Raw genomic sequence first — 26,467 nt, forward strand, 5'->3', positions numbered from 1 at the left:
ACTAGAAGAAAACATGTCGGAAAATAAAGCAGCATCGAGATACGCCAAGTCTATAATTGACCTTTCAAAAGAACAAAATTCTTTTGAAGAAGTTAAGAATGATATGGCACTACTGGCAAAAATAATTGATGAGAATTCTGAATTGGAAGCCATTCTTAAGAATCCAATTATTCCTTTAGTTAAAAAGGCAGGGATCCTTAAAGATGTATTTGGAACTAAGGTTCAGCCGTTAACCAATACCTTTATGAATCTTATGGTGATGAAGGGCCGTTCCGATATTTTATTTGGTACTTCAAAAGCTTTTATAGCTCAATACAATATTATTAAAGGAATAGTGACTGCTGAAGTTTCATCAGCAACTGAGCTCACTGCTGATAATATTAAGGAAATTGAGGTGATTGTTAAGAAAGAGACAAATGCAAATGAGGTAGTGATCAAAGCTAAAATAAGCGAAAAACTAATTGGAGGTTTTGTATTGAAGGTAGGCGACAAGCAATTTGATGCCACTATCTTACACGGATTGAATAAACTAAAAAAGGAATTTGCTCAGGGTATTGTATAATACAGGCAATAAGAAGATAACATTTACTGATTACAAAAGAAATAATATAAAATTATGGTAGAGGTAAGACCAGACGAAGTATCGGCAATTATCAGGCAACAATTGGCGGGCTTCAAATCAGAAGCAGAACTTGAGGAAGTTGGTACTGTATTACAAGTTGGTGATGGTATCGCTCGTGTATATGGTTTAACTAAAGTTCAATCGGGTGAGCTAGTTGAGTTTGAGACCGGCCTGCAAGGTATTGTTCTAAATCTTGAGGAAGATAATGTTGGTGTGGTACTTTTAGGCCCTTCTGACACGATCAAAGAAGGTGATACGATTAAGCGGACTAAAAAAATCGCCTCTATCAAAGTTGGTGAAGGTATGCTTGGCCGGGTTGTGAATACACTTGGTGAAGCTATCGACGGTAAAGGACCAATATTAGGCCAATTGTATGAAATGCCTATTGAGCGTAAAGCTCCAGGTGTAATTTATCGTCAGCCAGTTACTGAGCCGTTACAAACTGGTATCAAAGCTATTGATGGGATGATTCCAATTGGTCGCGGACAACGTGAACTTGTAATTGGCGATCGTCAGATTGGTAAAACTGCGGTTTGTATCGATACGATTATCAATCAAAAAGAATTTTATGAAGCAGGTAATCCTGTATACTGTATATATGTTGCTTGCGGACAGAAAGCAAGTACTGTAGCAAACATCGTTCGTACTTTAGAAGAGAATGGCGCAATGCCTTACACAGTAGTTGTAGCAGCATCTGCAGCTGAGCCTGCCCCACTTCAGTTTTATGCTCCTTTTTCTGGTGCAGCGATAGGTGAGTTTTTCCGTGATACTGGAAGACCTGCGCTGATCGTTTATGATGATCTTTCTAAACAAGCAGTTGCTTACCGTGAGGTTTCCTTGTTGTTACGGCGCCCACCGGGCCGTGAGGCTTATCCTGGTGACGTATTTTATCTTCACAGTCGTTTATTAGAGCGTGCTGCTAAAATTAACTCCAACGATGAAATTGCTCAGGCAATGAACGATTTACCTGAATCATTAAAGGGAATCGTAAAAGGAGGAGGTTCACTAACTGCATTGCCAATTATTGAAACTCAGGCAGGTGACGTTTCTGCATATATCCCGACTAACGTGATTTCGATCACTGATGGTCAGATCTTCCTGGAAAGTAATTTATTCAACGCGGGTGTTCGTCCGGCTATTAACGTAGGTATTTCCGTATCACGTGTAGGTGGTAATGCTCAGATCAAATCAATGAAAAAAGTTGCTGGTACACTGAAACTTGATCAGGCACAGTACAGGGAGTTGGAAGCTTTCTCTAAATTTGGTTCTGACCTTGATGCGGCTACAAAATCTGTATTAGATAAAGGATCACGTAATGTGGAGATTCTGAAGCAAGGGCAGTTTTCGCCTATGACAGTGGAGAAGCAAGTTGCGATCATTTATATTGGTACTAAAAATTTAATGCGTTCTGTTCCTGTAAATAAGGTTAGGGAATTTGAGGCAGAGTATTTACAACAACTGGAACTTCGTCATCCTGAAACATTGAAAGCTTTGAAAGCTGGTAAGTTTGATGATACGATTACAGGTGTATTGGAAACTGTTGCGAAAGAGCTTTCAGGTAAATATTAATTAAAAACAAGTAATGGCAAATTTAAAAGAAGTAAGAATTCGTATAGCCTCTGTACAATCAACACAGCAAATTACCAAAGCCATGAAAATGGTGTCTGCTGCGAAGTTGAAACGTGCTACAAATGCTATTGTACAATTGCGCCCATATGCTACAAAGCTTAAGGAGATTCTGGGAAATCTTTCTGCTAGTTTAGAAGGTTCTTCCTCTCCGTTTATTCAGGAGCGTGTACCTAATAAAGTGCTGATCATTGTGGTTTCATCAAACCGCGGACTGGCAGGAGCATTCAATATGAACGTAATCAAAGCAGCGAATAATTTAATTGCCGAAAAATATAGCGAACAGAACAAAAATGGTCATGTAAGCATAGTGGCAATTGGTAAAAAATCTCAGGACTTTTACGAAAAGCGTAATTATAACGTTATTGGAAATAATAATGAAGTTTATACTGCACTGACTTTTGAGAATGTAACTAAAATTACGGAATCGGTTATGGTTGGTTTTGAGAAAGGCAAATTTGATAAAGTAGAGTTGGTTTACAACAAATTTAAGAATGCTGCTGTGCAAATACTTGTAACAGAGCAACTGTTGCCATTGCCGAAAAATGATGAGCAGGTAAAGGTATCTAATATCGATTATCTTCTTGAGCCTTCTAAAGAAAGCATTGTTGAGCAATTGATACCAAAATCAATAAAAATACAGCTTTATAAAGCTGTATTGGATTCTCACGCTTCAGAACATGGTGCGCGTATGACTTCTATGGATAAAGCTACCGAGAATGCAGGTGATTTATTAAAGGCTTTAAAATTGTCTTACAACCAGGCTCGTCAAGCTGCTATTACAACAGAATTAACGGAGATCGTAAGTGGTGCTGCGGCTCTTAATGGATAATTTTGATTACTTATTGAAGTTAGTTATACAGGAATAGAATTATTATATTATTTTTGAGCGTAAATAATTAAGACATGGAAAATACATCAAATAAAAGTACAGAAGAAAGCATGAAGAGAGCCAATGAAACTTCAATTTATACATTGATTGTTGCTGGTATCCTTGTTAGTATTGTGGGTGTTTATCTGCGCTTTGCTTTTGATTCAATGGCTTTGTCTATTGTTTCCTGGGTGATTCTTTTTATTGGTGCATTTATCGCTTGCAAAGGCGTATTCAAAATACTGGCAGCTTAGTTCTAATTTAAACTGCTTTTTAAAATCCCCGTCAGATTATTTCTGATGGGGATTTTATTTTTTATTTCTTACCTACAGGTTACCTATTGATAGAATTCGTATTAATAATAAATCCTATAAATTAACATTATGAAAAAGTATTTAATTTATTGCTTATTAGCAATTGCTGTTTCCGCGTGCAATAGTGAAAATAAATCGTTTGAGGAGAATTCTGACTCTACCTCTTCTAATTTAAGTAAAACTGATACATTGCTTTCAGCGAAAATTGTTAAGACTGCAGACATGAGTTTCAGGGTTAGGAATGTACAACAAACGAAAGAGCAGTTAACCACAATGTTAAAAAGTATTGGCGGTAGCATGACTGAATTTACAATAGAAAGCAAGATTGAAAAATCGGAAAGGGTGAAGAAATCGACAGATTCTCTAATAGAATTAAAGGCATACCGTACAGAAGGATTTATGGTCGCCAAGGTTCCATCCGATAAGCTTGATGATTTTACAAATAAGACGGCATCGCTTGCGATATTTGTCGATCGGCAATCGCTTAAACTCGAAGATAAAAGCATTGCTTTTATGTCTAATCAGTTAAAAAATCAGAATAGGGTTGAGGCGGTTGCGCAGTTGAATAAGCATGCCAATAAAAAGAGTAATAATGTTGCAACGTCAATGTTGATTAAAGACGATTATGTAGATAAAAAGATAGAAAACCTATTGATTGATGATAAAGTTAAGTATAGTGAAATCACTTTAAATTTCTATCAGGATAATGCTGTTCAGCGCATAACTGTTGTGAACGATAACTTAGAAGATTACAGGCCGGGCCTGATTGAACGTTCGTCACTTGCTATTTCAAACGGATGGAAAATATTTATTGAGTTGTTCCTTGTAGTTTTAAATCTTTGGGCAGTGATAGTTATACTGATTCTTGGCTACTTTAGTTTTTACTATTTCAAAAGAAGAAAGCAGACGTTAAAAGCTATTGCTTAAGACGTTTCTTGTTGTCTTTAGCAAAAGCCTCCCATCCAGAATATGACTTGCCTGTTCCAGATGTGCTTATACGTTGAAAGGAATGACAAACTGCAACCGCCAGACCATCTGTGGCATCTAAAAATTGAGGAGTTTCTTTGAAATTAAGAAGTCGCTGCAACATAGCAGCGACTTGTTCTTTGCTGGCGTTGCCATTTCCTGTAATAGACTGTTTAATTTTTCTCGGAGCATATTCTGTAATTGGGATATTTCTGGATAATGCAGCAGCCATTGCAATGCCTTGTGCCCTACCAAGTTTGAGCATAACTTGAATATTTTTTCCATAAAAAGGGGCTTCCAGAGCGAGGATATCTGGTTTGTATTCTTCCAACAGACTGACTGTTTTTTCGAAGATGCGCTGTAATTTTAAAAAGTGATCGTCAAGATGATCCATCCTTACGATCCCCATAGTAATCAGCTCAACTTTGCTGCCCTTCTCCAATATCACTCCGTATCCCATAATGGAAGTGCCCGGATCAATACCCATAATTACCCTTTCTTTTTTTTCGGCCAACATAGCACAATATTAAGCATATTTGCAGACAGTAAAAGGAAGAAAGTGACAGCCAGATACAAAAAGATCGTTTCTATTTTAATTAAAACCGGGGTGGTTTTATTTGCGTTCTGGTTTATTTATAACAAGCTCAGTTCAAATCAAAATTTACGATCGTTTGAAAATATCTTGAGCAAGATTCCTATTGAAGAGGTTGTATTGGTGATGGGCTTCGTTTTTTTTCTTATGTTCGTTAATTGGGGACTGGAAGCATTAAAATGGAAGAAGCTTATATCCAGAGTAGAGAAAATAACAACTTGGAGGGCTATTGAATCAGTATTTTGTGGTCTTACCTGGGCTGTCTTTACGCCAAATAGATTGGGAGAATATGGGGGGCGGGTGTTCTTTTTGTCGCCTAAGAGAAGAGTAATAGGGGTGGTGGCAATGGCGGTCGGTAATATCGGGCAGATGGTACTGACAAATGTATTTGGCGCTATTGCAGTATGCTTTTTTATATACAGATTTTCAAATTTGGATTATCGGCTACTCTACGCACTCTTGATCTTGTCCATTATGTTTTGCTTGTTTTTTATCACCTTTTATTTTAATATTAAATGGCTGAATGGAATTTTACTTTCCATGAAACTTACGAGAAAATACAAAAAATTCTATAGCATTCTTGCCAGGTATCAGAAAAAGGAATTGCTTAAGATTTTGTTATTCTGCTTGGCTAGATATACTGTGTTTAGTACTCAGTATTTTGTGCTATTTTATTGGCTGATTCCAGAGATACATTATCTTGATATTTTAATGATGGTAAGTATTTTATTTTTTGTACAATCTACTCTTCCGTCTCTTGACCTCTTTGATATAGGTGTTCGAAGTGTTACAGCCTCCTATTTTTTTAGCTCAGTAACTAACCAGGATGTAGCAGTCATAGCATGTACGGCAAGTATATGGCTGATTAATATTATAATTCCTGCTATATTAGGCTCTTATTTCGTGATTAAACTAAACTTTTTTGGAAATACTCGGCGCGATTAGCTTTTTATCGTATTTGCTAACATTTTTATATGTTTTGATTGTCAGCACTTTCATACTTGGTTGGAGTAGACTCACTGATTTTATTCCGCCAACTTCAACTTCTGGTAACACAAAGGTTTCAATAATAGTCGCGGCGCGAAACGAAGAAAATAACATCAGAAAAACAATAGATGATTTGCTTGCCCAAAACTATGAAAAGCAATTAACTGAGATTATCATAATTGATGACCACTCTAATGATGCAACCGGGGATATTGTAAGGTCCTATTCCGTTCAAGGAGTACGAATAATTACACTAAATGAATCAAAAGCTTTAAATTCATACAAAAAGAAGGCGATTCAAACTGCGATAGCAGATTGTAAAGGAGACTTGATCATTACAACAGATGCTGACTGCCGTATGGGGCCTAAGTGGTTGTCGACGATAGTAGCTTATTATGAAGAAAAGGATTATAAGATGATCTCTTCGCCTGTGGCATACTTTCAGGAGAAGAGTTTTTTTGAACGCGCACAAGCACTTGAATTTTTGTATTTAATTGGTTTGGGTGCATCAACGATTGGAAATAGAAGGCCATCCACCTGCAATGGGGCGAATTTGGCCTATGAGAAGAAAGCTTTTTATGAGGTTGGTGGGTTTACTGGAATAGACGATCTTGCGTCTGGAGATGATGAGTTGTTACTTCATAAAATGGCAGCTAAGTATGATAATAATATTGGCTTCCTGAAGAATGAAGACGCTATAGTTTATACGCATGCAAAGCCGAACCTTAGTGAGTTCATTCAACAACGGAAACGCTGGGCATCCAAGAGTACCCGTTATAAAAATAAGTCAATTATTGTTTTGGGTGTTGGTGTCTGGATTTTTAACCTAAGTATCATACTCAATTTATTGGCGGGCATTTTTTTTTTAACGATACTCAAAGTAGCACTCTATCAGCTTCTGATAAAAGTTATTGCAGAATTATTGTTTTTAACCGGAGTTACGAAATTTGCAAAGCGCGGGGAGTTGCTGGTATTTTTACCTATTTTAAACCTGATGCATATACTTTACATAGTTTACATTGGTATTGCTGGGAATTCAGGAAAATACAATTGGAAAGATAGGATGGTACGGTAGTGAAAAATAGCGATAGCCCTTCGAAGCAGGTATGGAAAAGATTTCTAAAGAATAGGCTTGCAGTTGGTGGTCTGGTCTTCATATTGATGCTAATTTTAGTTTGCTTGCTAGGCTACCTGATAACACCAGATCAAAGTCCGCATGCCAATGAAATGCACCTGCAGTTAACTAATAGGAAGCCGGGAAGGAGTTTTAGATTTCTGATCATTAGCAGAAATGACAGGGTCAAGCAAGTAAATTTCTTGGAGAAAATGCTTTATGGTCAGGAGTTGAATTTCAAAAGCATACCAGTTACGTCATTAAGGAAGTTGAGGAATCAGATATATGCTCGTGAATATATTGGTGATGACGAAATTGCCGAAGAGAAGGCTTACCCAAAGGTTCCTGGTGAATATGAATACGAGAAAAAATATTGGCTTGGTACAGATATTTATGGAAGAGATTTACTAAGCAGGCTAATTATTGGAACACGTGTGTCCTTATCAGTAGGATTGATGGCAGTATTGATCTCATTGTTTATTGGCGTTAGCCTAGGAGCAATAGCAGGTTATGTTGGAGGTAAGACAGATGCTTCAATCAGTTGGTTAATGAACGTAATCTGGTCGCTTCCCTCTCTGCTTCTGGTTATCGCAATTTCATTTGCACTTGGCAAAGGATTTTGGCAAATATTTATTGCAGTTGGACTGTCTACATGGGTAGATGTGGCTAGGCTGGTACGTGGGCAAGTAATGGTTTTAAAAGAGGTTGAATTTGTTGAGGCATCAAGAGCACTAGGGTTCTCCACAAGCCGTATTATTAGGCGGCATATATTGCCTAATATTGCTGGTCCGATATTGGTGGTATCATCAGCCAATTTTGCAGCGGCGATCTTATTAGAAACTGGCTTAAGTTTTTTGGGATTTGGTGCTCAACCACCTATGCCAAGCTGGGGCACTATGATAAAAGAACATTACGGGTATATCATTATGGACGCAGCTTACCTCGCTGTTTTGCCTGGATTGGCAATTATGCTAACTGTATATTCTTTTAACCTGCTGGCTATCGGTTTAAGAGATGCCTTTGATGTGAAATCTCAAAATATTTCGGTTTGATCCACCTTTTATATCTTTAACTTTGTACTATGTTATTGAATTGTTATCATGAAAAATTGCTTGAAGCTGGTTGTGATGAGGCTGGAAGAGGTTGCTTAGCAGGACCTGTTTTTGCCGCCGCTGTAATTCTTCCGCGCGATTTTATAGCTGGTGAGTTAAATGATTCAAAAAAACTAAGTCATAAACAACGTTGTGAACTGCGCGTTATCATAGAAAAGGAAGCAATTTCCTGGTCAGTTGCTGAAGTGAATAATGTTGAAATTGATAAAATAAATATTCTGAATGCCTCTTTTCTTGCTATGCACCGAGCAGTAGATAAGCTGAGTGTGAGACCCGGCCATTTGAGCATTGATGGTAATAGGTTTACGTCTTATCCAGGCATTCCTCATGCATGTATTATCAAAGGTGATGGTAAATACTTAAATATTGCGGCAGCATCAATTTTGGCAAAAACGCACAGAGATGAGTTTATGGAGCGAGTGTCTCTGAGCTATCCTCATTATCAGTGGCATCAAAATAAGGGTTATCCAACTATAGTTCATAGAACTGCAGCCATTAAACATGGATTGTCGCCATACCACCGTAAAACTTTTAGCATCACTGATCCACAACTGAAACTATTTTTAGAAAATGAAGGATAATTAGTATTTTCACATACTTTGAGAGTACTTCTATTAACAAACCAAGTTCCTTTTCCGACCAACAGCGGATACCCAATAGTGGTATACAATACCATTAAGGGATTACTACGTTTGGGTTTGGAGGTTTCCATGTTCAGTATCAATCCTTTCAAAAGTAAAATTGATGTGGATGATATATATGATCCGGTATTTGATAATATTAAGTTTCATTCTTTTAGTCTGGATACTGACGTGAATGTATGGGGAGCACTTATTAATATATTCTCTAATCAATCCTATAACGTTTCAAGGTATTTCGATAGTGAGGCGGAGCGCATGTTGGAGAATATATTAAAAGAAAATGAATTTGATATTATCCAATTTGAAGGTTTGTTTGTTGTTCCATACCTGGATGTTGTTAAGGCAAATAGCAAGGCTAAAATTATCTACAGGGCACATAATATAGAATTTGATGTTTGGGAGCGTATTGCGCTTATAGAACGTTTTACACCAAGGAGGAAATATCTGCAATTTTTAGCACGGCGACTTAAGGTATATGAAACCGAACAAATTAATCGATTTCATCAAATTTTTGCCATCAGCGAACAAGATCGGCAAAGCATATTGCGGTTTGGGTGTGAAATAGCTATAGAAGTCTTTCCTGTAGCACTAGACTTTGAGAAATATGTAACAAGTGTGTCCCCCAATACTTTTCCAACACTTTTTCACCTGGGAGCAATGGATTGGCGCCCAAATAAAGAAGGATTAGAATGGTTTTTAGAAGAAATTTGGCCGGATATAGAAACATTAAACAGCGAGCTGAGATTTTATATTGCTGGCAAGAATATGCAAAAGGAGTTTTTCGATTATGATTTTGAAAATCTTGTAGTTGAGGGCGAGATCTTTGATGCTGTGGAATTTATCAACTCCAAAGACATCATGATTGTGCCACTACTCTCAGGAAGTGGTATGCGCGTGAAGATCATAGAAGGTATGGCTATGAAAAAATGTATTATTGCGACAAGTATGGCTGCAGAGGGTATCAAATGCAACCCAGGAAAGGACATATTGATTGCAAATACAGCAGATGAGTTTTATCGATCTATTTTACAATGCATTACAAATCCAAATAAAAGGCTTGAAATTGGAGAATCTGCCAGAAAAACAGTGGAAAGAGATCATGATATATCAGTTATATCCGAAAGAATTCTGAATATCTATCAAAAGCTGGTTACTGCCTAAATTTTATTTAATTTTGCGGGAGTTTTATAAATAGAGACATGAACAATACTGCATTAACAGATAAACATATTTCATTAGGGGCTAAAATGGTGCCGTTTGCAGGGTACAATATGCCCGTACAGTACGATGGTATTAACGCGGAACATGCAACGGTTAGATCTGGAGTGGGTGTTTTTGACGTAAGTCACATGGGTGAATTTATTTTAAAAGGAGACAATGCTTTGGATTTGATCCAAAGGGTAACGAGTAATGACTCATCAAAATTATACGATGGAAAAGTTCAATATTCCTGTTTGCCAAATGAAGATGGTGGTATTGTTGATGATCTGCTTGTTTATAAAATGGACGATAAAACCTTTATGTTGGTTGTGAATGCATCAAATATAGAGAAAGACTGGAACTGGATCCAAAAGTACAATGATAGGGGTGTAGAAATGCATAACATATCTGATCAAACTTCATTGCTTGCTATACAAGGGCCAAAGGCCGCAGAAGCTTTGCAAAGTCTTACTGAAGTGGATTTGGGCTCAATGGAGTATTACACTTTTGTGAAGGGAACTTTTGCCGGGGTTGAAAATGTTGTTATCTCTGCAACAGGATATACAGGTGCAGGTGGTTTCGAGATTTATTTTGAAAATTCATATGCTTATAAGATATGGGATGCTATTTTTGAAGCAGGTGCACCGATGGGCATTAAGCCGATCGGATTAGGCGCACGTGATACATTGCGTTTAGAAATGGGCTTTTGCCTTTATGGAAATGATATAGATGATGCGACTTCACCAATTGAAGCCGGTCTTGGATGGATCACTAAATTCACCAAAAAATTTACCAATTCTGATGCGTTGCTTGCCCAGAAGGAAGCCGGTATAAAACGTAAGTTGGTTGGATTTGAGATGATTGACAGGGGTATTCCCCGTCATGATTACGAAATTGTTGATGCAGCAGGTGATGTAATCGGGAAAGTTACTTCCGGAACACAAGCCCCATCATTGCAAAAAGCGATAGGAATGGGCTATGTAAAAAAAGGAATGGATAAAGAAGGAACAGAAATTTTCATCCATATCAGAAATGCAAAGGTCAAAGCAAAAGTGGTCAAATTCCCTTTTTACAAATAATTTATTTAAGTAAAAGATGGAAAAACGACTGGAGGTTTGTTTAACACCTGCTTTACTTGATTTATATGCAATTGAAGACAGCATCGTTGTAGTAATAGATGTATTAAGAGCAACATCTTCTATTGTTTATGGCATAGACAATGGAGCAGTTGCAATTATTCCCGTTGCTCATGTAGAGGACTGCCTAATATACGCAGATCATGACTATCTCCTTGCTGCTGAGCGTAATGGAGAAGTAGTTAAAGGATATGATTTCGGTAATTCTCCATTTTCTTACACCAAGGAAAAAGTAGGTGGTAAAACAGTTGTGCTGACAACTACCAATGGTACAAAAGCGCTTCATCTTGCAAACGACAGGGCCTATCAAGTGGTGTTGGGTTCTTTTTTAAACCTTGATCCGTTGTGTGACTGGTTAGTAGCGCAGAACAAAAATGTGCTGTTACTTTGCGCGGGTTGGAAAGATAATTTTAACCTCGAAGATACTTTATTCGCTGGAGCTGTGGTTGCTAAAATAAAAAACAGTTTTATGCATTTTGATGATTCAAGTGTTGCTGCTGAAGATATTTATCAGCTTGCGAAGGACGACTTAAGGGCTTATCTTAATAAATCATCGCATAGCCATAGGTTGGCAGTTCTTAATATAGAAGAAGATGTTAAATTTTGTTTGCAGTTAAATATCTGTCAGGCAATTCCTGTATTGGTAGGTGAGCGACTTGTTGCACTACATAAATTAGCTTAACTTCTTAGCAGGCTTTTTAATTAGCTCTTTAAGGCTTTCATTACTCTTAATTGCTTTTAGTGTTTCCTCATAAGCAAGCCAGTAAATTGTTTCGGCCTTTTTCATGTCGAAAGTATTGATTTCCCCCATTCCTTTTGGTTCAATTAACACATTACACAGTGCTGCTTTTTGCTCCATGTCTTTGTTGATAGACATGATTCCTGCGCGAGTAATTAAAGAAGTGATATTGGTAATTTTGTCTACCGAATTCAAGTGATTACAGGACGAGCCTATAATGAAATCGCAATCAGCCATTAGGGGTTCAACTGGAAAATTGTTCAGAATACCTCCATCAACATACATCTGTTCGTTGATCATAATGGGCTTGAAAATCCCTGGAATACAGCTAGATGCCTGGATGGTCTTGATTAGTGGCCCCTTGTTAAAATAGACTAGCCTGCCTTCACTGAAATTGGTAGCAGCTATTGTAAGTGGGATTTTTAAGCTTTCTATGCGATCTTCAGGAAAGTATTCTTTGAGTAAATCAGAGGTGTGCTCAATATTAATCAAACCTAACGAACCCACCGCTGGTCTGATAAATCTCAATAATCTAGTTTTAATGAAAATGTTAAGCCCTTCTTCCGGATCAATTCCTGCAGCATAAAATGCGCCAGCAATAGAACCTGCACTTGTGCCGCTAATGTGACTGAATTTAATTCCGGCATTTATAAAGGCCTTTAAAACACCCAAGTGTGCAATGCCCCTGATACCACCTCCAGATAAAACAATTCCAACTCTCATAAAGCACTATTTGGGTTTATATTTAGACAGCGTCAGTATTTTTTGCGTATCCTTTTCTGCCATCAATTCCTGTAGCGTTACTCCGGTATTCTGCTGCATATATTTTCTAACAATTTGCCAGCCAATCCATACACCAAGTTTAGGCGCAGATTCATTCTTTTCACCAAGTCCTGGTGTAAAAGGCCCCTCGCTAAGATATACTTGAATTTTTTGATAATCTGTGTTAAATAAGAGATTGTTTTCTAAAAAAAAGCCCCATATGTCGGCCTGATAGGTATTGCACCATTTCAGCTGTTTAGTTGTATAGCCGATTTTGATGGTATCTTGTATGTTCTCATTTAATACCTGATCCATAAAGTAGAGGATCTTACCGTTGTGGATCATTTTAGAAATGAGTGTCCTATCTGAATCAACCTCCTTAAAAAGCTCCTCTCTAGCAAATGTTTCCGTCACTCGCGGTACCACATACTCAGGCGAGAAACGGCGTGAAATATATACAGGTATGCTCTGAACTATACCTTTGTAGAATTTGCTATTACGCCCCATAAACATGTCTAGCCCAATACCAATATAATCATCGCCAATTGGCGTTTGTACTGCAAAGCCCGATATAAAAGAAATAAATTGAGGTGTTTTGCTTTTCGGATAATAATATTTAATGTATTTAAAAGTTTCAGATAATTCTGCTTCAATACCCGTAGTACTGTAAAATGTTGAATCCACGTCGTTATTCAAATCTGTGTATGCCTGGTCTTTATAAAGGGTTGACAAGATTTGAATGCCGCTATAATTACCATCTCCAACCATTCTATTTATATAATCGCCATAGAAAGCTCCGTATTTATTACTAAGTGTAGTATTAGTTTTCCCGAGATCTTTTCCTTTTCCTTCAAAGATGTCTTTGTCAAATCTCTTTATAGAAATTTTGAGAGGAATACCACTTACATCGGGTTTGGTTTTTTGTTTGCAGGAGTTCAATGTAAACAGACCAAATGCAGCAACTATAACGACTGCATGAAACGGCTTAATCGCTTTTAATAGAAAAAATAGATAGCTTTGGCGGAATACTAGCTGGTACAACATTAAGAACAAATATAATTATATGAAAAGAACATTTATCGGGTTATTACTTTTGTTTTTTGCAGGGAGTCTATATGCGCAGGATTCTTCTTCTCCATATTATGGTTTTAGACTAGGATTAACGGCATATCCAACAATTGGCTGGGTTAAACCAGAGATTGGTAAAAGTGACGGAGTAGCTTTAGGCTTTTCCTACGGATTGATGGCCGATTTTAATTTCACACAGAACTATAGTTTTGCGACAGGGATCACAATAACTACCATAAATGGCAAGAGTAAGGAAATTTTTACTACGATGGGTAATGGCGGCACACCTGCCCAAACCGAATACGGTTTAAAATATAAATTGCAGTATGTAGAAATTCCACTAACCTTAAAGCTGAAAACAGTTAAAATTAACAACACACGGTATTATGGGCAGTTTGGCTTATCCAACGGGATCAATATTGGTGCAAAGCAGGATACTGAAGTAACAGGTAACAGCATTTCAAAAGATGTAAAAATATCAGATAATATCAAGTTTTACCGCGCCGGCTTAATTATAGGTGCTGGTGCGGAATTTGACATTTCTGCAAACTCCAGTATTACTACAGGCCTTACTTTTAATAATGGCTTCACAGACATTACCAGCGATAAAAGTACCACAGTTAAAAATCACTATATCGGGATAAACTTTGGTGTGTTTTTCTAGTTAGATTTAGCAGTTTCAGATGAAAATAGCCCTTGCACAACTCAACTACCACATTGGAAATTTTGAAGTCAATACCAATAAGATTATTGATCATATTAAACTTGCGAAAAACAGTGGCGCAGACTTGGTAGTGTTTGCTGAACTTGCCGTGTGTGGTTATCCGGCTCGTGATTTCCTGGAATTTGATGAGTTCATAGAACTATGTCAAGCTTCAGCTCTGGAGATTGCTGCTCATTGTATAGATATTGCCTGTATTATTGGCCTTCCGGTAAAAAATACACAGGTAGCAGGAAAAGACTTATATAATGCCGCTTACTTTATAGAGAATGGCGAGATTAAAGCCACCGTTAAGAAAGCACTGTTGCCCACCTATGATATTTTTGATGAGTACCGTTATTTTGAGCCAGGGACACAATTTGATTGCATCAATTTTAAAGGCAAGAAGATAGCCTTGACTATTTGTGAGGATTTGTGGAATATCAACGATAACCCGCTTTATGTATCAAATCCGATGGATCAATTGATCCTGCAACAGCCTGACCTGATGATTAATATAGCTGCTTCGCCATTCTCCTATTCTCATGATGATGAGCGCATGGTTGTACTGTCTGATAATGCCAGGAAATATAACCTGCCATTGCTATATGTAAATCAAGTAGGTGCGCAAACTGAGATAGTTTTTGATGGTGGGTCGCTTGCATTTGATCGCGCTGGTAATTTGCTTAATGAGATGAAATACTTTGAGGAAGATATGCGCATTTATGAGATGATGGACGGAGACATCCTTGGCCATATGCCAATCGAACATAAACCACTATCTGATATAGAACAGATTTACGGAGCATTGATTTTGGGAATCAAGGATTATTTTGAGAAATCGGGTTTCACAAAAGCAGTACTTGGCCTTTCAGGGGGTATTGACTCTGCAATAGTTTGTGCTTTAGCCTGCAGGGCACTTGGTGCGGAAAATGTTATGGCAGTTTTAATGCCTTCAAAATATTCTTCAGATCATTCTATTCAAGATGCATTAGATCTTGTGAAGAACTTTGGCTGCATGCATGAAATTATACCAATAAAAGAAGTTGCAGATACCTTTGACAAGGTTCTTGAACCGGCATTTAGGGGACTTCTTCCTAACCTTACAGAAGAAAACATTCAAGCCCGATGCCGCGGGTTGATCCTGATGGCTATGTCTAATAAGTTCGGTTACATTCTTTTAAATACCTCTAATAAAAGTGAGTGCGCTGTAGGTTACGGCACACTTTATGGAGATATGTGTGGCGCAATTGGAGTGATTGGAGATGTGTATAAAACTCAGGCTTTTGAGTTGGCCAGATTTATAAATAAAGATGGTGTGATGATTCCTGAGAATTCTATTATTAAGCCTCCATCCGCAGAATTAAGACCTGATCAAAAAGATTCAGATTCCCTACCCGAGTATGATGTTCTTGATAAAATTCTTTTTCAATACATAGAACTTAAGCAAAGTTCAAAAACAATAATTGCGCAGGGATTTGATGAAGCATTGGTAAAGAGAGTCATGAAAATGGTAAATAACGCTGAATTCAAACGTTATCAAACTCCTCCCATACTTAGGGTTTCTCCTAAGGCATTTGGGATGGGAAGAAGAATGCCTATCGTAGGGAAGTATCTTTCTTAAACAAGGATTTGATTTTCTGAAAGGAAACAAATAAAGCTAGCAACGCAGCTATAACGTAAGAAATGACAGCGATGATGTCGCCATTATGAACGTAAAATGTCAGTTCATCATTCATGTTTATGGTGGCTTTTAGCGCAGTCCTTGTCCACCATTTACTTTGCTGTATAATGTCACCTTTTTGGTTAATAAAAGCAGATATACCTGTATTAGCCGACCGGACCACGTAACGACGGGTCTCTATGGCTCGCAATTTTGCATAAAGTAAATGCTGATCCTTACCTGATGTATTGCCCCACCAGGCATCGTTGGTAATTACTGCAATAAATTGAGCGTTATTTTTGACAGCATCTGCTATCCAGCTACCCCATAAAGACTCATAACAAATTACCGGAACAACGCCAATGCCACTGTAAGCATAAAATACGGCGGGTTTGTCTTGCCACCCCCAACCACCCATAGTTCCTCCGAAACCTTCAAAAACTGGCCCGAGTACAGAAAGCGCATTTGGATATGGCATTTTTTCTACACCTGGAACCAATTTGGACTTGTGGTAAAATTGTACGTTTGCAGAATTTTCTATTTGCATCGCCGCATTATAGTTGTCCAGAAAACCACCATTGGGATTCATTTTTGCTGATACTGTTTCTTTGTCGTTGTACAGCTTTACGCTCTCAATTCCGGTAATGATGGTGCCATTCTTATATTTATTTAAAAAGGATTGTGCAGTGATAAACTCTGCGCTACTTTTAATACGGTCTTCAACTATTGCTTGTGGGATTGCAGTTTCCGGCCAGATGAAATACTCAGTGTTTGACTGACCAACAGAATCAGAAAGTTTTGTAAGAATGGAAAGTTGATCCATACTTGACATGCTTCCGAATTTTTCGTAAGGATTAATATTAGGCTGAACGGCCACTACGTTTACCGGGACTACTTTTTCATTATATTGGAAATAGGTAATTAATGAGAAAGCCACAGGAATAATTATCCAGGCTAGCCATACAGTTGCTGGCTTTAATGCAGAGCCCGATTGCTTCCATTTCTGATAGGCTTCAAAAGCAAGAACGTTGCTAATCAGAATCCAGGCAGAACCACCATAAACGCCAGTATATTCATACCATTGTGCCAATTGATGCATTCCTGAAAGGCCGTTACCCAATGTCATCCATGGAAATGACAAATCCCAGGTTTGATGTAAGTATTCCATCGATATGTAGAATGCTACTAAGCCGGAATATGCGATTGGTTTAGTGGTAATACGACTTAATCTATGATACATCCAAAATGCAAATGTCATCAATAATGCCCCTAAACCATATGGAATAATTGACACCAAAGCAGACGTAAAAGGATCATTTATAGCGCTGATTGCATTATAAACCCAATAAATAGATGTCGTGTTCCATATTAAGAATGTTAATCCGGCAAATAAAAATATCCTTTTTCCTTTTTTTAAGCGATTGTCTGCCTGTATTGAAGATACTACGATCAATAAGGGAACCAAGCCGATAAGTAATAGGGGTGCTGTAAAAGGAATTGGAGGCCAGGCCAACCACATAATAAAGGCACTTAACAAAGAAAGTAAAAACGGATGTTTAGCGTTCATTTATGCTCGCTTAGGATTATAATGCATCGAGAATATTTGCCTTTTTAGCTTCATATTCTTCTTGAGTGATTAGCTGTTTATCATACAAAGTTTTCAATTTCCTAAGTTTTAGCGTTGTTTCATCTTCAGGTTCTTCTTGAGGAACAAATGCAGAAATAGGAATAACTTCTGGCTCTTTTACAGGTGCTGGCTCTTCAACAACTGCGTTAACGGTTACCGGAGATGGACTGGAGCGCTTTTCTTCCAAATCACTTTGATGAATTTGCTCTTTAAAGTTTTCCAATTGTTCATAGGCAGCTTGATAAAGTTTTCTGGCCTGTACTTTAGGTATGTATTCTGTTATGATATTCTCGCCATGTTGAGGAACGCAAATAAATTTAGACCCAAAGAACTCCTCTTTAAAGGAAACTTCTTTAATGCTTTTCCAGGAGATATCTTTGAAATTCATGGTGATTCCAAAATTACCCGGTTCACAATAGAAAATACGTTTGTTACTTACTGCAATACAATCTGGCAAAAGATTAACGGCTGGTTTCTTTTGCACGGCCATATAAATAAGTTCCTCATTGCTGGTCAACATATCGTTCAACTTACTCAGTACCCGTTCAACTGCTTTAGGGTCTTGCTCATCGCTTAAAAATCTATCTATCAGTATCATTTTTTCGTTTTTCTTTTTTAGTTTCGGCCCCTGCAATACAAATTACGAATTCTCCCTTTAATATATTGTTTTCGTAATGTGATTTAATTTCTAACAGCGTTCCCCTAATCGTTTCTTCATATAACTTGGTCAGCTCCCTACTTACTGACGCTTGGCGGTCTTCGCCAAGATATTGAGCAAATTCTTCTAATGTTTTCAATAGGCGGTGCGGACTTTCGTAAAGAACAATAGTTCTGTCTTCCTCAGCTAGCTTTTTGAATCTAGTTTGCCTTCCCTTTTTTACTGGAAGAAACCCTTCAAACACAAAGGAGTCAGAAGGTAAACCTGAATTGACAAGTGCTGGAACGAATGCTGTTGCCCCGGGAAGGCACTCTACTTGGATGTCGTTTTTTATAACTTCTCTAACCAGGAAAAAGCCAGGGTCTGAAATGGCCGGCGTGCCAGCGTCAGAGATCAAAGCAACATTTTTTCCTTCTTTTAAAAACCTTACAATTTCAGAAGTTGCCTGGTGTTCGTTATGCTGGTGATGCGAATATGCTTTCTTGTCTATACCAAAATGCTTAAGCATTGGCGCACTTGTTCTTGTATCTTCAGCAAGAATAATATCTGCTTCTTTAAGAATCCTTATGGCCCTAAAGGTCATGTCTTCGAGGTTTCCAATTGGGGTTGGAACAAGAAATAGTTTGCCTAATAACACGTAACTCTTATTATCTTTGTTCAAAATATCAAATAATGCTGCAAGTTAATTATATCCGCGAAAATAGAGAGAAAGTTTTAGAACGATTAAGCGTACGCAATTTCAAACAACCTGAACTGGTTGACGAAATTATCAATACTGATGAAGAACGCAGACAAGTTCAAACTTCGCTGGATAACCTTTCTGCTATTGCCAATTCTGCTGCCAAGCAAATAGGCGATTTGATGCGCAACGGTAAAAAGGAAGAGGCTGAGGTGTTGAAAGGGCAAACTGCTGCAAATAAAGATCAGCATAAAAAATTGTCTGATCAACTGGCTGCTGCAGAGGTTAAATTGCATAACCTGATTGTTCAACTTCCGAATCTTCCTCATCATTTAGTGAAAACTGGAAGTACACCAGAAGAAAATGAAACTGTTCTGGTGCAAGGGGATCCTGCATTTTTATCTGAAAATGCTTTGCCGCACTGGGAGTTAGCTGCTAAATATGACATTATTGACTTTGAACTTGGTGTTAAGATAACCGGCGCTGGTTTTCCTGTGTATAAGGGAAAAGGAGCCAAGTTGCAGCGGGCTTTAATTAATTTTTTTCTTGATCGTGCAACAGAGCAAGGCTATAGAGAAATGCAGGTGCCACTTTTGGTAAATGAGGCATCAGGTTTTGGTACAGGTCAGCTTCCTGATAAGGAAGGGCAAATGTATCATGCGGGGGTAGATAACCTGTTTCTTATCCCTACAGCAGAAGTCCCTGTAACTAATTTATACAGGGATGTGATTCTTAAAGAAGAGGAGCTTCCAGTAAAGAACACTGCATATACTCCATGTTTCCGCAGAGAAGCGGGGTCTTATGGAGCCCATGTGCGCGGGCTGAACCGACTTCATCAATTTGATAAAGTGGAAGTTGTTCAGGTAGTACATCCAGACAAATCTTATGAGGTGTTAGAAGAAATGAGCAGTTATGTTCAATCGCTATTGCAACAGCTTGGGCTTCATTATCGCGTCTTGCGTTTGTGCGGTGGAGATATGGGGTTTACATCGGCCATGACTTATGATATGGAGGTTTGGAGTGCGGCACAACAGCGCTGGCTTGAGGTATCTTCAGTTTCAAATTTCGAAACCTATCAAAGTAACAGACTTAAGCTGAGATTTAAGGGTTCTACAGGCAAAACTCAGTTAGCGCATACATTGAATGGCAGTGCTTTGGCTTTGCCGAGAATAGTCGCCTCTATACTTGAAAACAATCAAACAGATAAAGGGATCAAGATTCCTGAAGCATTGGTAAAATATACAGGGTTCGATTACATCAGCTAATTCTTTTAAATAAAAAAGGCTTCCGTAAGGAAGCCTTTTTTATTTAAAAGTGATGAAAGATCTTTTATTATAAGATAAGGATCAATAACAATATGATGATAATGATAGCACCTACTGAAAGATAAACACCACCGTTCATAGCGCGTGCTTGTTTCTTCATGTCTTTAAGCTCATTACGTAAATCTTTTCTTTCCGCTTTGGTCAAATTAGATTTGTCCATTGCTTTGATCTCTTCAACGCGGTTTGTAATCCTTTGTAATTGGATTTGTTGATCAGCAGTCATTTCAGTTTTTGCATTCTCTTTTTTCTCAGCTGCAGATACTGTGTTTGCGCTAATTGCTAATGTAAAAATCAGCACTAATGAGTAAATTAATCTTTTCATAATATTTTTGGTTTTAGTGATACAATATGATATAATCAAAAAGCCTACCAAAGTGATTTGATAGGCTTTCAAAAGATTTTATGAAAAAAACTGTATACTGTTTAAGTCAATAAAGATTACTTGATCTCAAAAACAGTATTCATAATGTAGCTTAGCTTAATCTTTTTGAAATCGATTTCTGGTGCAGGAGCTCCAGCCATATCAGAACTTTCGGCTTTCATCATCATTACGTTGGTACGATACATTGGTTGAGGATATTGTTCATTATTAACTTCCTGGATATCTATTACGCTTCCAAGCTTGTCGCCAAGTGCTTCTACCAGATAAGCGGCCTTAACTTTGGCAGCCTGTAGGGCTTTAATTTTAAGCTCTTTTTTCAATATTTCAATTTTTGAATAGTCATAGCTTTCCACATTGGTATAGGCAATACCTTTAGCGTCTACTGCACCTATAATTTCATTCCATTTGTTCAAATCAGTAACCTTTAGGCGATACTGCTTGCTGGTAAGAAAATCAGGGTTTCGCTTTTTTTCAGTTGCATAATTATAACTTGAAAGGTTGTTTATTGTTAGATTTTCTTTATCTAATCCAGCCTTCTGAACAGCTGAAAACAATTGATTTTCAAGCGTAGTTATGTCTACTTTCTTTTTGCTGTTATTGTCTTTAAGGTATTCTTTTAATGAAATGCTTAAGTAAATAATATCGGGGGTAACTTCCATTTCAGATGTACCACTTACACTTATTTTTTTTCTAAGATCTACTTGTTGAGCCACCGCGCTTACGCTTATTAAAGCAACGAAGGCAAAAATTAATAACTTCTTCATAATGTTTAAATTTTCATTTGTGTTTGATAGGTAGATGTAATTATCATACCAATTCCACAAATAAATTTAATATTGTTTAGAATTATTCTTCAACTATCTCATTATTAGATCCTATTTCTTCCTTTACATCTTCTTTGAAATACGACTTCTGAAAGATTAAAATAATAATTACCCCCGCAGATATTGCAGCATCGGCTACATTAAATACAGGTCTAAAAAATACAAACTCTTCTCCACCCCATATTGGTAACCAAATAGGGAAATGCCCATCCAAAATTGGAAAGTAGAACATATCTACAACCCTGCCGTGAAAGAATTCTGCATACCCGTAAATCTTTCCATAAACTACAGAGTCTATGATGTTACCAAGCGCACCGGCAAAAATCAGTGCTACGTTCAATATCAGCCCACGATGATACTTTTTTTGGATTAGGTAGTGCAACCCATAGCCAATTCCAGCAACAGCAATTATTCTAAATAGCGATAATGCAAGTTTGCCAAATTCACCACCGAATTCCAGTCCGAAGGCCATGCCATTGTTTTCCGTAAAATGGATAATGAACCAGTTACCAATGATCTTAAATTCCTGTCCAATGTACATATTAGTTTTAATCCAGGTCTTTAAAACCTGATCTGCCAACAATACCAGAAATATAATCAATAAAGGTTTAGTATATCCCTTCATTATGACTGCTTCAGTTTTGCTTCCATACTCAAAGTAGCATGTGGTACAGCGCGTAAACGTTCCTTCTGAATTAGCTTGCCGGTTTCCCTGCAGATGCCGTAGGTTTTATTTTCTATGCGGACTAAAGCAGCCTCTAAACTTTCAATAAACTTTTTCTGACGTGCAGCCAATTGGTTTAGCTGTTCTTTTTCCAATGTAGCAGAACCGTCCTCAAGTGTTTTGTATGTACCTGAGGTATCTTCTGTCCCGTTAGAATTAGGGCTGCTCAGGGAGTTTGTCAAATTAAGAAACTCTTCTCTAGCCATACGTAATTTTCCTTGGATCAGCTCTTTGAATTCTTGTAATTCACTGTCAGAATACCTTGTTTTTGTAGATTTTTCCATGTTATTTATTGTTTTGAAACCGATATTTGTAGTTCAACATTATCGATCACTATTTTGTTTCCGTTATCTATGATGTCTTCTAATTCAATCTTGTCCGCTAAAATTTCGGAGCAAATGTAGGCTTTATTTTGTGCTACTGCTTCAGTAATTAAGTTATGCTTCTGTAAACCAACACTAATCCTGTCCGTCACTTCAAAATTCAGTTCTTTTCGAAGGTTTTGAATCCTGTTGATCAGCTCTCTCGACAGACCTTCCTGTTTCAATTCCTCTGTAATCGTCACGTCAAGGGCAACAGTAAGTTTCCCCATATTGGTTACCTGCCAGCCTGGAATATCCTCTGCCGTAATCTCCACATCACTGAGGTCAATTATGTATGTAGTTCCCGGAATCTTATATTGACCTTCTGCTTCAAAATGGGCAAGTTGTTCCTGCGATAATTCAGTAATTACCGCAGCCACTGTTTTCATGTCTTTTCCAACTTTTGGGCCAAGTGCTTTAAAATTAGGTTTGATTTTTTTGGTAATAAAGCCCGCGGTGTCAGTAATATACTCAATGGACTTGATATTGGTTTCAGACAAGATCAAGTCTTTTACAAGTTCAATCCGATCTGCAAACTTGTTATCCAATACAGGTATTAATATCTTAGCCAGTGGCTGGCGAACATTGATGCTGGTTTTTTTACGGAGCGACAATACCATTGAGGAAATATCCTGTGCCAGATGCATCCTCTCATTCAGTTCCTTGTCAATAAGCGTATTGTCTGCGTCCTTTAAAATAGTTAAATGAACAGATTCAAGTTTATTAACATCATCTTCAGTAAGGTTCAAGAATAGCCAGTCAGCAAAAAATGGAGCTACAGGCGACATTAATTGAGCGATGCTCATCAAGCAGGTATGTAGTGTTTCGTACGCTGCTTTTTTATCAGCGGTCATCTCGCCTTTCCAAAAACGGCGACGCGATAAGCGGATGTACCAGTTGCTTAAGTGTTCATCCACGAAAGTTTGAATTGCTCTAGCTGCTTTTGTGGGCTCATAAGCGTTATAGCTTTCATCAACTTCAGTAATTAACGTTTGCAATAGCGATAAGATCCACCTGTCTAGTTCCGTTCTTTCTGAAACAGGAGTAAAATTAAGCTCATCTATAGAAAATTTATCAATATTGGCATAGAGCGCAAAGAAAGCATAAGTATTATATAGTGTTCCAAAAAACTTGCGTCGTACTTCATCAAGCCCATCCATGTTAAACTTTAGGTTATCCCATGGTGATGCATTACTGATCATATACCACCTTGTAGCATCTGCACTGTAAGTATCTATCGTTGAGAAAGGATCTACGCCATTACCTAAGCGCTTTGACATTTTATTGCCATTCTTGTCAAGAACAAGGCCGTTTGATACTACATTTTTAAATGCCACCCCACCATTGCCTACCCGTTCATTTACCGCTTTAATTTCATCACTGCTTTCACTTAACATTACAGCGATAGCATGAAGGGTAAAGAACCATCCGCGGGTTTGATCTACACCTTCGGCGATAAAATCTGCGGGGTATGAATGCTCAAATTCTTCCTTGTTTTCAAAAGGGAAATGCCATTGCGCATAAGGCATCGCACCACTATCAAACCATACGTCTATCAGGTCCAGTTCCCTGATCATCTTTTCGCCTTTATCTGATACCAATATTACATCATCTACATAAGGGCGGTGCATATCTTTCAATTCAAAACCAGTTTCCATAAAGCCAGCTTCAATGGATTTCGAGATTTCTGTATTCAATTCTGCAATAGAACCGATACATTTTTCTTCCAAGCCATCTGCAGTGCGCCAGATCGGTAGGGGAGTACCCCAATACCTGGAACGCGAAAGGTTCCAGTCAACCAGATTTTCCAGCCAGTTTCCAAATCTTCCCGTTCCGGTAGATTCAGGTTTCCAGTTGATTGTTTTATTAAGGGCTACCAGCTTTTCCTTTACGGCAGTAGTCTTAATAAACCAGCTGTCCAATGGATAATATAAAATTGGCTTATCAGTTCTCCAGCAATGCGGATAACTGTGTTCATATTTTTTAACGTCGAAAGCTTTATTATCTTCCTTTAATTTGATGGCAATTAGTACGTCAGTCGGCTTAAAGTCCTCACCTTTACGTATTTCATCACTATAGTATTCTTCTTTAACATATTTCCCTGCAAAGTCTGTTACCTCATCTACAAACTTGCCTTGTTTGTTAACCAAAGGAAGCTCATTGCCCTGATCGTCTTTGATCATTACTGCCGGAACACCACTTTCTTTAGCTACCCTAAAATCGTCTGCTCCAAAAACAGAAGCAATATGTACTATTCCAGTACCATCTTCAGTAGTCACATAATCGGCTGGAATTACCCGAAAGGCATTTTCTTCCAAATCAACATTCGTTACATACGGCAACAATTGATGATAGCGCAAGCCAACCAAATCTTTTCCGGAAAATTCATCTGTTATGCTCCAGGGTATGAGTTTGTCTCCGCCTTTGTAATCTTCAAAGGAAAGATCTTTAGCCTCACTTTTGAAATGCTTGCTTACCAGATCTTTTGCCATTAATACACTTACTGGTAAGTAGGTGTATTGATTAAATGTTTTAACTTTTACATACCGGATTTTCTCACCAACAGCCAGTGCGCCATTTGATGGCAATGTCCACGGTGTAGTTGTCCAGGCAATCATGGCAGTTTCTTCCTGCTCATTAGCAAAAAGCACCTTTAATAATGGATGTTCCTGATCTTTTTTGATAAAGAACTGAGCTGTAATTGAAGTGTCCTTTAGCATTTTATAAGTTCCGGGCTGATTTAGCTCATGAGAACTTAAGCCAGTTCCAGCTGCGGGAGAATAGGGTTGTACCGTGTAGCCTTTGTACAACAATCCTTTATTATAGAAGGACTTTAAAATCCACCAAAGTGATTCTATGTAGTTGTTTTCATAAGTGATGTATGGGTTTTCAAGATCAACCCAATAACCCATTTTTTCAGTAAGGTCATTCCATACATCTGTATACTTCATTACCTCTTCCCTGCAGGCAGTATTATACTCCTCAACAGAGATTTTCTTTCCAATATCCTCTTTTGTAATACCTAATTTTTTTTCAACTGCAAGTTCTATGGGTAATCCATGAGTATCCCATCCACCTTTACGTTTTACCTGGAAGCCTTTTAGGGTTTTGTACCTGCAAAAAATATCTTTAATAGCACGGCCCATCACGTGATGAATACCCGGCATGCCATTGGCAGAAGGTGGGCCCTCATAAAAAGTGAATGGGTTTGCTTTTGGCCTGCTGGAAATACTTTTCTCAAAGATGTTTTTCTTCTTCCAAAAATCAAGTATCTCTTCCCCTATTTTAGCTAGTTCTAATTGTTTAAATTCCCTATACATCAATCAAGTATCCTCAAAAATTAAGGATGCAAAGTTAGCGTTTTTGATCGAGAAATTGAAGGAGATATTGTGGTTTGATTTTTGTTTACATCAATGTGTTGTACTATAATATCTTCACATGATACGTATCTTGAAACTTCAAAAAGCATTAATCGCATTCGTGTTGGGTGTATTTGCACTAATTGCTTATAAAATATTGTCTGATCAAAAGAATGAATACAGTTCGTATGTGCTTACTGCAGCTGGATTATTGTTTATTGCCGGTTCTTTGATGCTAATTTATCCCATCCTGTTTGCTAAGAAGGATAAAAAAGGTAAAGTCGAATTAGATCCTGAAAAAAAGGAATTAATGGAAGAGGACGAACAAACGGCTGTTTCCTCATTGTAGCACCTATGCAGTTAACGATTTAGACTCTTAAGCTTCTCGTAAGGTTTCAATTCCGTTCTGGCTTC

The 26,467-nt window shown here is 37.8% G+C and carries 27 protein-coding genes; 16 read left to right on the top strand and 11 right to left on the bottom strand.

Going from position 1 to position 26,467, the window contains the following annotated elements:
* The first annotated feature begins 13 nt into the window (after positions 1-13).
* From atpH to ACVWYN_RS03715, 5 genes are all read left to right on the top strand, one after another.
* Entirely contained in the window at positions 14-562 is a 549-nt protein-coding gene (gene atpH / locus ACVWYN_RS03695) for an ATP synthase F1 subunit delta (RefSeq protein WP_457287474.1), read from the top strand.
* 54 nt (positions 563-616) lie between these two features.
* Complete coding sequence (atpA, locus tag ACVWYN_RS03700) at positions 617-2,191, top strand: F0F1 ATP synthase subunit alpha (RefSeq protein ID WP_457287475.1); 1,575 nt, start codon at positions 617-619, stop codon at positions 2,189-2,191.
* A 13-nt stretch (positions 2,192-2,204) separates the two neighbouring features.
* A complete protein-coding gene (gene atpG / locus ACVWYN_RS03705; protein WP_457287476.1) occupies positions 2,205-3,080 on the top strand; it encodes an ATP synthase F1 subunit gamma in 876 nt (291 codons plus the stop codon).
* 74 nt (positions 3,081-3,154) lie between these two features.
* On the top strand, positions 3,155-3,373 hold the full coding sequence (locus ACVWYN_RS03710) for a hypothetical protein (protein WP_457287477.1): 219 nt from the start codon (positions 3,155-3,157) through the stop codon (positions 3,371-3,373).
* A gap of 129 nt (positions 3,374-3,502) precedes the next feature.
* Positions 3,503-4,360, top strand: a complete 858-nt coding sequence (locus ACVWYN_RS03715) for a DUF4349 domain-containing protein (protein ID WP_457287478.1) — start codon at positions 3,503-3,505, stop codon at positions 4,358-4,360.
* Here ACVWYN_RS03715 and ruvC read toward each other — a convergent pair.
* The gene (ruvC, locus tag ACVWYN_RS03720; protein ID WP_457287479.1) at positions 4,350-4,916 is read right to left on the bottom strand and encodes a crossover junction endodeoxyribonuclease RuvC; all 567 of its coding nucleotides are present in this window, start codon (positions 4,914-4,916) and stop codon (positions 4,350-4,352) included. The genes ACVWYN_RS03715 and ruvC overlap by 11 nt on opposite strands.
* Before the next feature lie 42 nt (positions 4,917-4,958).
* Between ruvC and ACVWYN_RS03725 the strand changes: the two genes are divergently transcribed.
* The 7 genes from ACVWYN_RS03725 to ACVWYN_RS03755 are packed head-to-tail and all read left to right on the top strand — an operon-like array spanning position 4,959 to position 11,863.
* Positions 4,959-5,936 (top strand): hypothetical protein, encoded by a 978-nt coding sequence (locus tag ACVWYN_RS03725; protein WP_457287480.1) that lies wholly within the window; start codon positions 4,959-4,961, stop codon positions 5,934-5,936.
* Positions 5,914-7,053: a glycosyltransferase family 2 protein gene (locus ACVWYN_RS03730; protein WP_457287481.1), complete on the top strand. Its 1,140-nt coding sequence runs from the start codon at positions 5,914-5,916 to the stop codon at positions 7,051-7,053. Before ACVWYN_RS03725 ends, ACVWYN_RS03730 begins: the two co-directional genes overlap by 23 nt.
* On the top strand, positions 7,053-8,144 hold the full coding sequence (locus ACVWYN_RS03735) for an ABC transporter permease (protein ID WP_457287482.1): 1,092 nt from the start codon (positions 7,053-7,055) through the stop codon (positions 8,142-8,144). The genes ACVWYN_RS03730 and ACVWYN_RS03735 overlap by 1 nt, the downstream gene beginning before the upstream one ends.
* 29 nt (positions 8,145-8,173) lie before the next feature.
* Positions 8,174-8,785: a ribonuclease HII gene (locus tag ACVWYN_RS03740; protein WP_457287483.1), complete on the top strand. Its 612-nt coding sequence runs from the start codon at positions 8,174-8,176 to the stop codon at positions 8,783-8,785.
* A gap of 18 nt (positions 8,786-8,803) precedes the next feature.
* Positions 8,804-10,006, top strand: a complete 1,203-nt coding sequence (locus ACVWYN_RS03745) for a glycosyltransferase family 4 protein (RefSeq protein ID WP_457287484.1) — start codon at positions 8,804-8,806, stop codon at positions 10,004-10,006.
* A 38-nt stretch (positions 10,007-10,044) separates the two neighbouring features.
* Complete coding sequence (gene gcvT / locus ACVWYN_RS03750) at positions 10,045-11,124, top strand: glycine cleavage system aminomethyltransferase GcvT (RefSeq protein ID WP_457287485.1); 1,080 nt, start codon at positions 10,045-10,047, stop codon at positions 11,122-11,124.
* A gap of 16 nt (positions 11,125-11,140) precedes the next feature.
* Positions 11,141-11,863, top strand: a complete 723-nt coding sequence (locus ACVWYN_RS03755) for a 2-phosphosulfolactate phosphatase (protein WP_457287486.1) — start codon at positions 11,141-11,143, stop codon at positions 11,861-11,863.
* Here ACVWYN_RS03755 and ACVWYN_RS03760 read toward each other — a convergent pair.
* The gene (locus ACVWYN_RS03760; protein ID WP_457287487.1) at positions 11,855-12,643 is read right to left on the bottom strand and encodes a patatin-like phospholipase family protein; all 789 of its coding nucleotides are present in this window, start codon (positions 12,641-12,643) and stop codon (positions 11,855-11,857) included. The two genes, ACVWYN_RS03755 and ACVWYN_RS03760, sit on opposite strands and share 9 nt — an antisense overlap.
* Positions 12,644-12,649: 6 nt before the next feature.
* The gene (gldB, locus tag ACVWYN_RS03765) at positions 12,650-13,726 is read right to left on the bottom strand and encodes a gliding motility lipoprotein GldB (protein WP_457287488.1); all 1,077 of its coding nucleotides are present in this window, start codon (positions 13,724-13,726) and stop codon (positions 12,650-12,652) included.
* A 19-nt stretch (positions 13,727-13,745) separates the two neighbouring features.
* Here gldB and ACVWYN_RS03770 point away from each other — a divergent pair, with 19 nt between their 5' ends.
* The gene (locus ACVWYN_RS03770; RefSeq protein WP_457287489.1) at positions 13,746-14,414 is read left to right on the top strand and encodes a porin family protein; all 669 of its coding nucleotides are present in this window, start codon (positions 13,746-13,748) and stop codon (positions 14,412-14,414) included.
* A gap of 19 nt (positions 14,415-14,433) precedes the next feature.
* The gene (locus ACVWYN_RS03775) at positions 14,434-16,074 is read left to right on the top strand and encodes an NAD+ synthase (RefSeq protein ID WP_457287490.1); all 1,641 of its coding nucleotides are present in this window, start codon (positions 14,434-14,436) and stop codon (positions 16,072-16,074) included.
* On the opposite strand, the gene lnt is transcribed toward ACVWYN_RS03775, so the two are convergent.
* From lnt to rsmI, 3 genes are read right to left on the bottom strand one after another with little or no spacing between them, the layout of a single operon-like run.
* Positions 16,049-17,680: an apolipoprotein N-acyltransferase gene (gene lnt, locus ACVWYN_RS03780; RefSeq protein ID WP_457287491.1), complete on the bottom strand. Its 1,632-nt coding sequence runs from the start codon at positions 17,678-17,680 to the stop codon at positions 16,049-16,051. The genes ACVWYN_RS03775 and lnt overlap by 26 nt on opposite strands.
* Positions 17,681-17,696: 16 nt before the next feature.
* A complete protein-coding gene (locus ACVWYN_RS03785; RefSeq protein WP_457287492.1) occupies positions 17,697-18,338 on the bottom strand; it encodes a PH domain-containing protein in 642 nt (213 codons plus the stop codon).
* Entirely contained in the window at positions 18,322-19,059 is a 738-nt protein-coding gene (gene rsmI / locus ACVWYN_RS03790) for a 16S rRNA (cytidine(1402)-2'-O)-methyltransferase (protein ID WP_457287493.1), read from the bottom strand. The genes ACVWYN_RS03785 and rsmI overlap by 17 nt, the downstream gene beginning before the upstream one ends.
* 11 nt (positions 19,060-19,070) lie before the next feature.
* Between rsmI and serS the strand changes: the two genes are divergently transcribed.
* The gene (gene serS / locus ACVWYN_RS03795; protein ID WP_457287494.1) at positions 19,071-20,342 is read left to right on the top strand and encodes a serine--tRNA ligase; all 1,272 of its coding nucleotides are present in this window, start codon (positions 19,071-19,073) and stop codon (positions 20,340-20,342) included.
* A 67-nt stretch (positions 20,343-20,409) separates the two neighbouring features.
* On the opposite strand, the gene ACVWYN_RS03800 is transcribed toward serS, so the two are convergent.
* The 5 genes from ACVWYN_RS03800 to ileS all read right to left on the bottom strand — a co-directional run bounded on the left by ACVWYN_RS03800 (position 20,410) and on the right by ileS (position 26,014).
* Positions 20,410-20,724, bottom strand: a complete 315-nt coding sequence (locus tag ACVWYN_RS03800; protein ID WP_457287495.1) for a hypothetical protein — start codon at positions 20,722-20,724, stop codon at positions 20,410-20,412.
* Between the two features lie 116 nt (positions 20,725-20,840).
* Complete coding sequence (locus ACVWYN_RS03805; protein ID WP_457287496.1) at positions 20,841-21,548, bottom strand: SIMPL domain-containing protein; 708 nt, start codon at positions 21,546-21,548, stop codon at positions 20,841-20,843.
* 82 nt (positions 21,549-21,630) lie between these two features.
* The gene (locus ACVWYN_RS03810; protein ID WP_457287497.1) at positions 21,631-22,233 is read right to left on the bottom strand and encodes a lipoprotein signal peptidase; all 603 of its coding nucleotides are present in this window, start codon (positions 22,231-22,233) and stop codon (positions 21,631-21,633) included.
* Positions 22,233-22,616 carry a TraR/DksA family transcriptional regulator gene (locus tag ACVWYN_RS03815; RefSeq protein WP_457287498.1) on the bottom strand — a complete coding sequence of 128 codons (384 nt, stop codon included), beginning with the start codon at positions 22,614-22,616 and terminating at the stop codon, positions 22,233-22,235. The genes ACVWYN_RS03810 and ACVWYN_RS03815 overlap by 1 nt, the downstream gene beginning before the upstream one ends.
* A 5-nt stretch (positions 22,617-22,621) precedes the next feature.
* Complete coding sequence (gene ileS, locus ACVWYN_RS03820) at positions 22,622-26,014, bottom strand: isoleucine--tRNA ligase (protein ID WP_457287499.1); 3,393 nt, start codon at positions 26,012-26,014, stop codon at positions 22,622-22,624.
* A gap of 118 nt (positions 26,015-26,132) precedes the next feature.
* On the opposite strand from ileS, the gene ACVWYN_RS03825 reads away from it, so the two are divergent.
* On the top strand, positions 26,133-26,402 hold the full coding sequence (locus ACVWYN_RS03825; RefSeq protein WP_457287500.1) for an isoleucyl-tRNA synthetase: 270 nt from the start codon (positions 26,133-26,135) through the stop codon (positions 26,400-26,402).
* Positions 26,403-26,467: the final 65 nt, after the last annotated feature.

Source organism: Pedobacter sp. UYP24, from assembly GCF_054057295.1.

Bases quoted from the DNA above. Each gene is read 5' to 3' on its own strand.
- atpH (WP_457287474.1), top strand. From the start codon at position 14: ATGTCGGAAAATAAAGCAGCATCGAGATACGCCAAGTCTATAATTGAC.
- atpA (WP_457287475.1), top strand. From the start codon at position 617: ATGGTAGAGGTAAGACCAGACGAAGTATCGGCAATTATCAGGCAACAA.
- atpG (WP_457287476.1), top strand. From the start codon at position 2,205: ATGGCAAATTTAAAAGAAGTAAGAATTCGTATAGCCTCTGTACAATCA.
- ACVWYN_RS03710 (WP_457287477.1), top strand. From the start codon at position 3,155: ATGGAAAATACATCAAATAAAAGTACAGAAGAAAGCATGAAGAGAGCC.
- ACVWYN_RS03715 (WP_457287478.1), top strand. From the start codon at position 3,503: ATGAAAAAGTATTTAATTTATTGCTTATTAGCAATTGCTGTTTCCGCG.
- ruvC (WP_457287479.1), bottom strand. From the start codon at position 4,916: ATGTTGGCCGAAAAAAAAGAAAGGGTAATTATGGGTATTGATCCGGGC.
- ACVWYN_RS03740 (WP_457287483.1), top strand. From the start codon at position 8,174: ATGTTATTGAATTGTTATCATGAAAAATTGCTTGAAGCTGGTTGTGAT.
- gcvT (WP_457287485.1), top strand. From the start codon at position 10,045: ATGAACAATACTGCATTAACAGATAAACATATTTCATTAGGGGCTAAA.
- ACVWYN_RS03755 (WP_457287486.1), top strand. From the start codon at position 11,141: ATGGAAAAACGACTGGAGGTTTGTTTAACACCTGCTTTACTTGATTTA.
- ACVWYN_RS03760 (WP_457287487.1), bottom strand. From the start codon at position 12,643: ATGAGAGTTGGAATTGTTTTATCTGGAGGTGGTATCAGGGGCATTGCA.
- gldB (WP_457287488.1), bottom strand. From the start codon at position 13,726: ATGTTGTACCAGCTAGTATTCCGCCAAAGCTATCTATTTTTTCTATTA.
- ACVWYN_RS03770 (WP_457287489.1), top strand. From the start codon at position 13,746: ATGAAAAGAACATTTATCGGGTTATTACTTTTGTTTTTTGCAGGGAGT.
- ACVWYN_RS03775 (WP_457287490.1), top strand. From the start codon at position 14,434: ATGAAAATAGCCCTTGCACAACTCAACTACCACATTGGAAATTTTGAA.
- lnt (WP_457287491.1), bottom strand. From the start codon at position 17,680: ATGAACGCTAAACATCCGTTTTTACTTTCTTTGTTAAGTGCCTTTATT.
- ACVWYN_RS03785 (WP_457287492.1), bottom strand. From the start codon at position 18,338: ATGATACTGATAGATAGATTTTTAAGCGATGAGCAAGACCCTAAAGCA.
- serS (WP_457287494.1), top strand. From the start codon at position 19,071: ATGCTGCAAGTTAATTATATCCGCGAAAATAGAGAGAAAGTTTTAGAA.
- ACVWYN_RS03800 (WP_457287495.1), bottom strand. From the start codon at position 20,724: ATGAAAAGATTAATTTACTCATTAGTGCTGATTTTTACATTAGCAATT.
- ACVWYN_RS03805 (WP_457287496.1), bottom strand. From the start codon at position 21,548: ATGAAGAAGTTATTAATTTTTGCCTTCGTTGCTTTAATAAGCGTAAGC.
- ACVWYN_RS03810 (WP_457287497.1), bottom strand. From the start codon at position 22,233: ATGAAGGGATATACTAAACCTTTATTGATTATATTTCTGGTATTGTTG.
- ACVWYN_RS03815 (WP_457287498.1), bottom strand. From the start codon at position 22,616: ATGGAAAAATCTACAAAAACAAGGTATTCTGACAGTGAATTACAAGAA.
- ileS (WP_457287499.1), bottom strand. From the start codon at position 26,014: ATGTATAGGGAATTTAAACAATTAGAACTAGCTAAAATAGGGGAAGAG.
- ACVWYN_RS03825 (WP_457287500.1), top strand. From the start codon at position 26,133: ATGATACGTATCTTGAAACTTCAAAAAGCATTAATCGCATTCGTGTTG.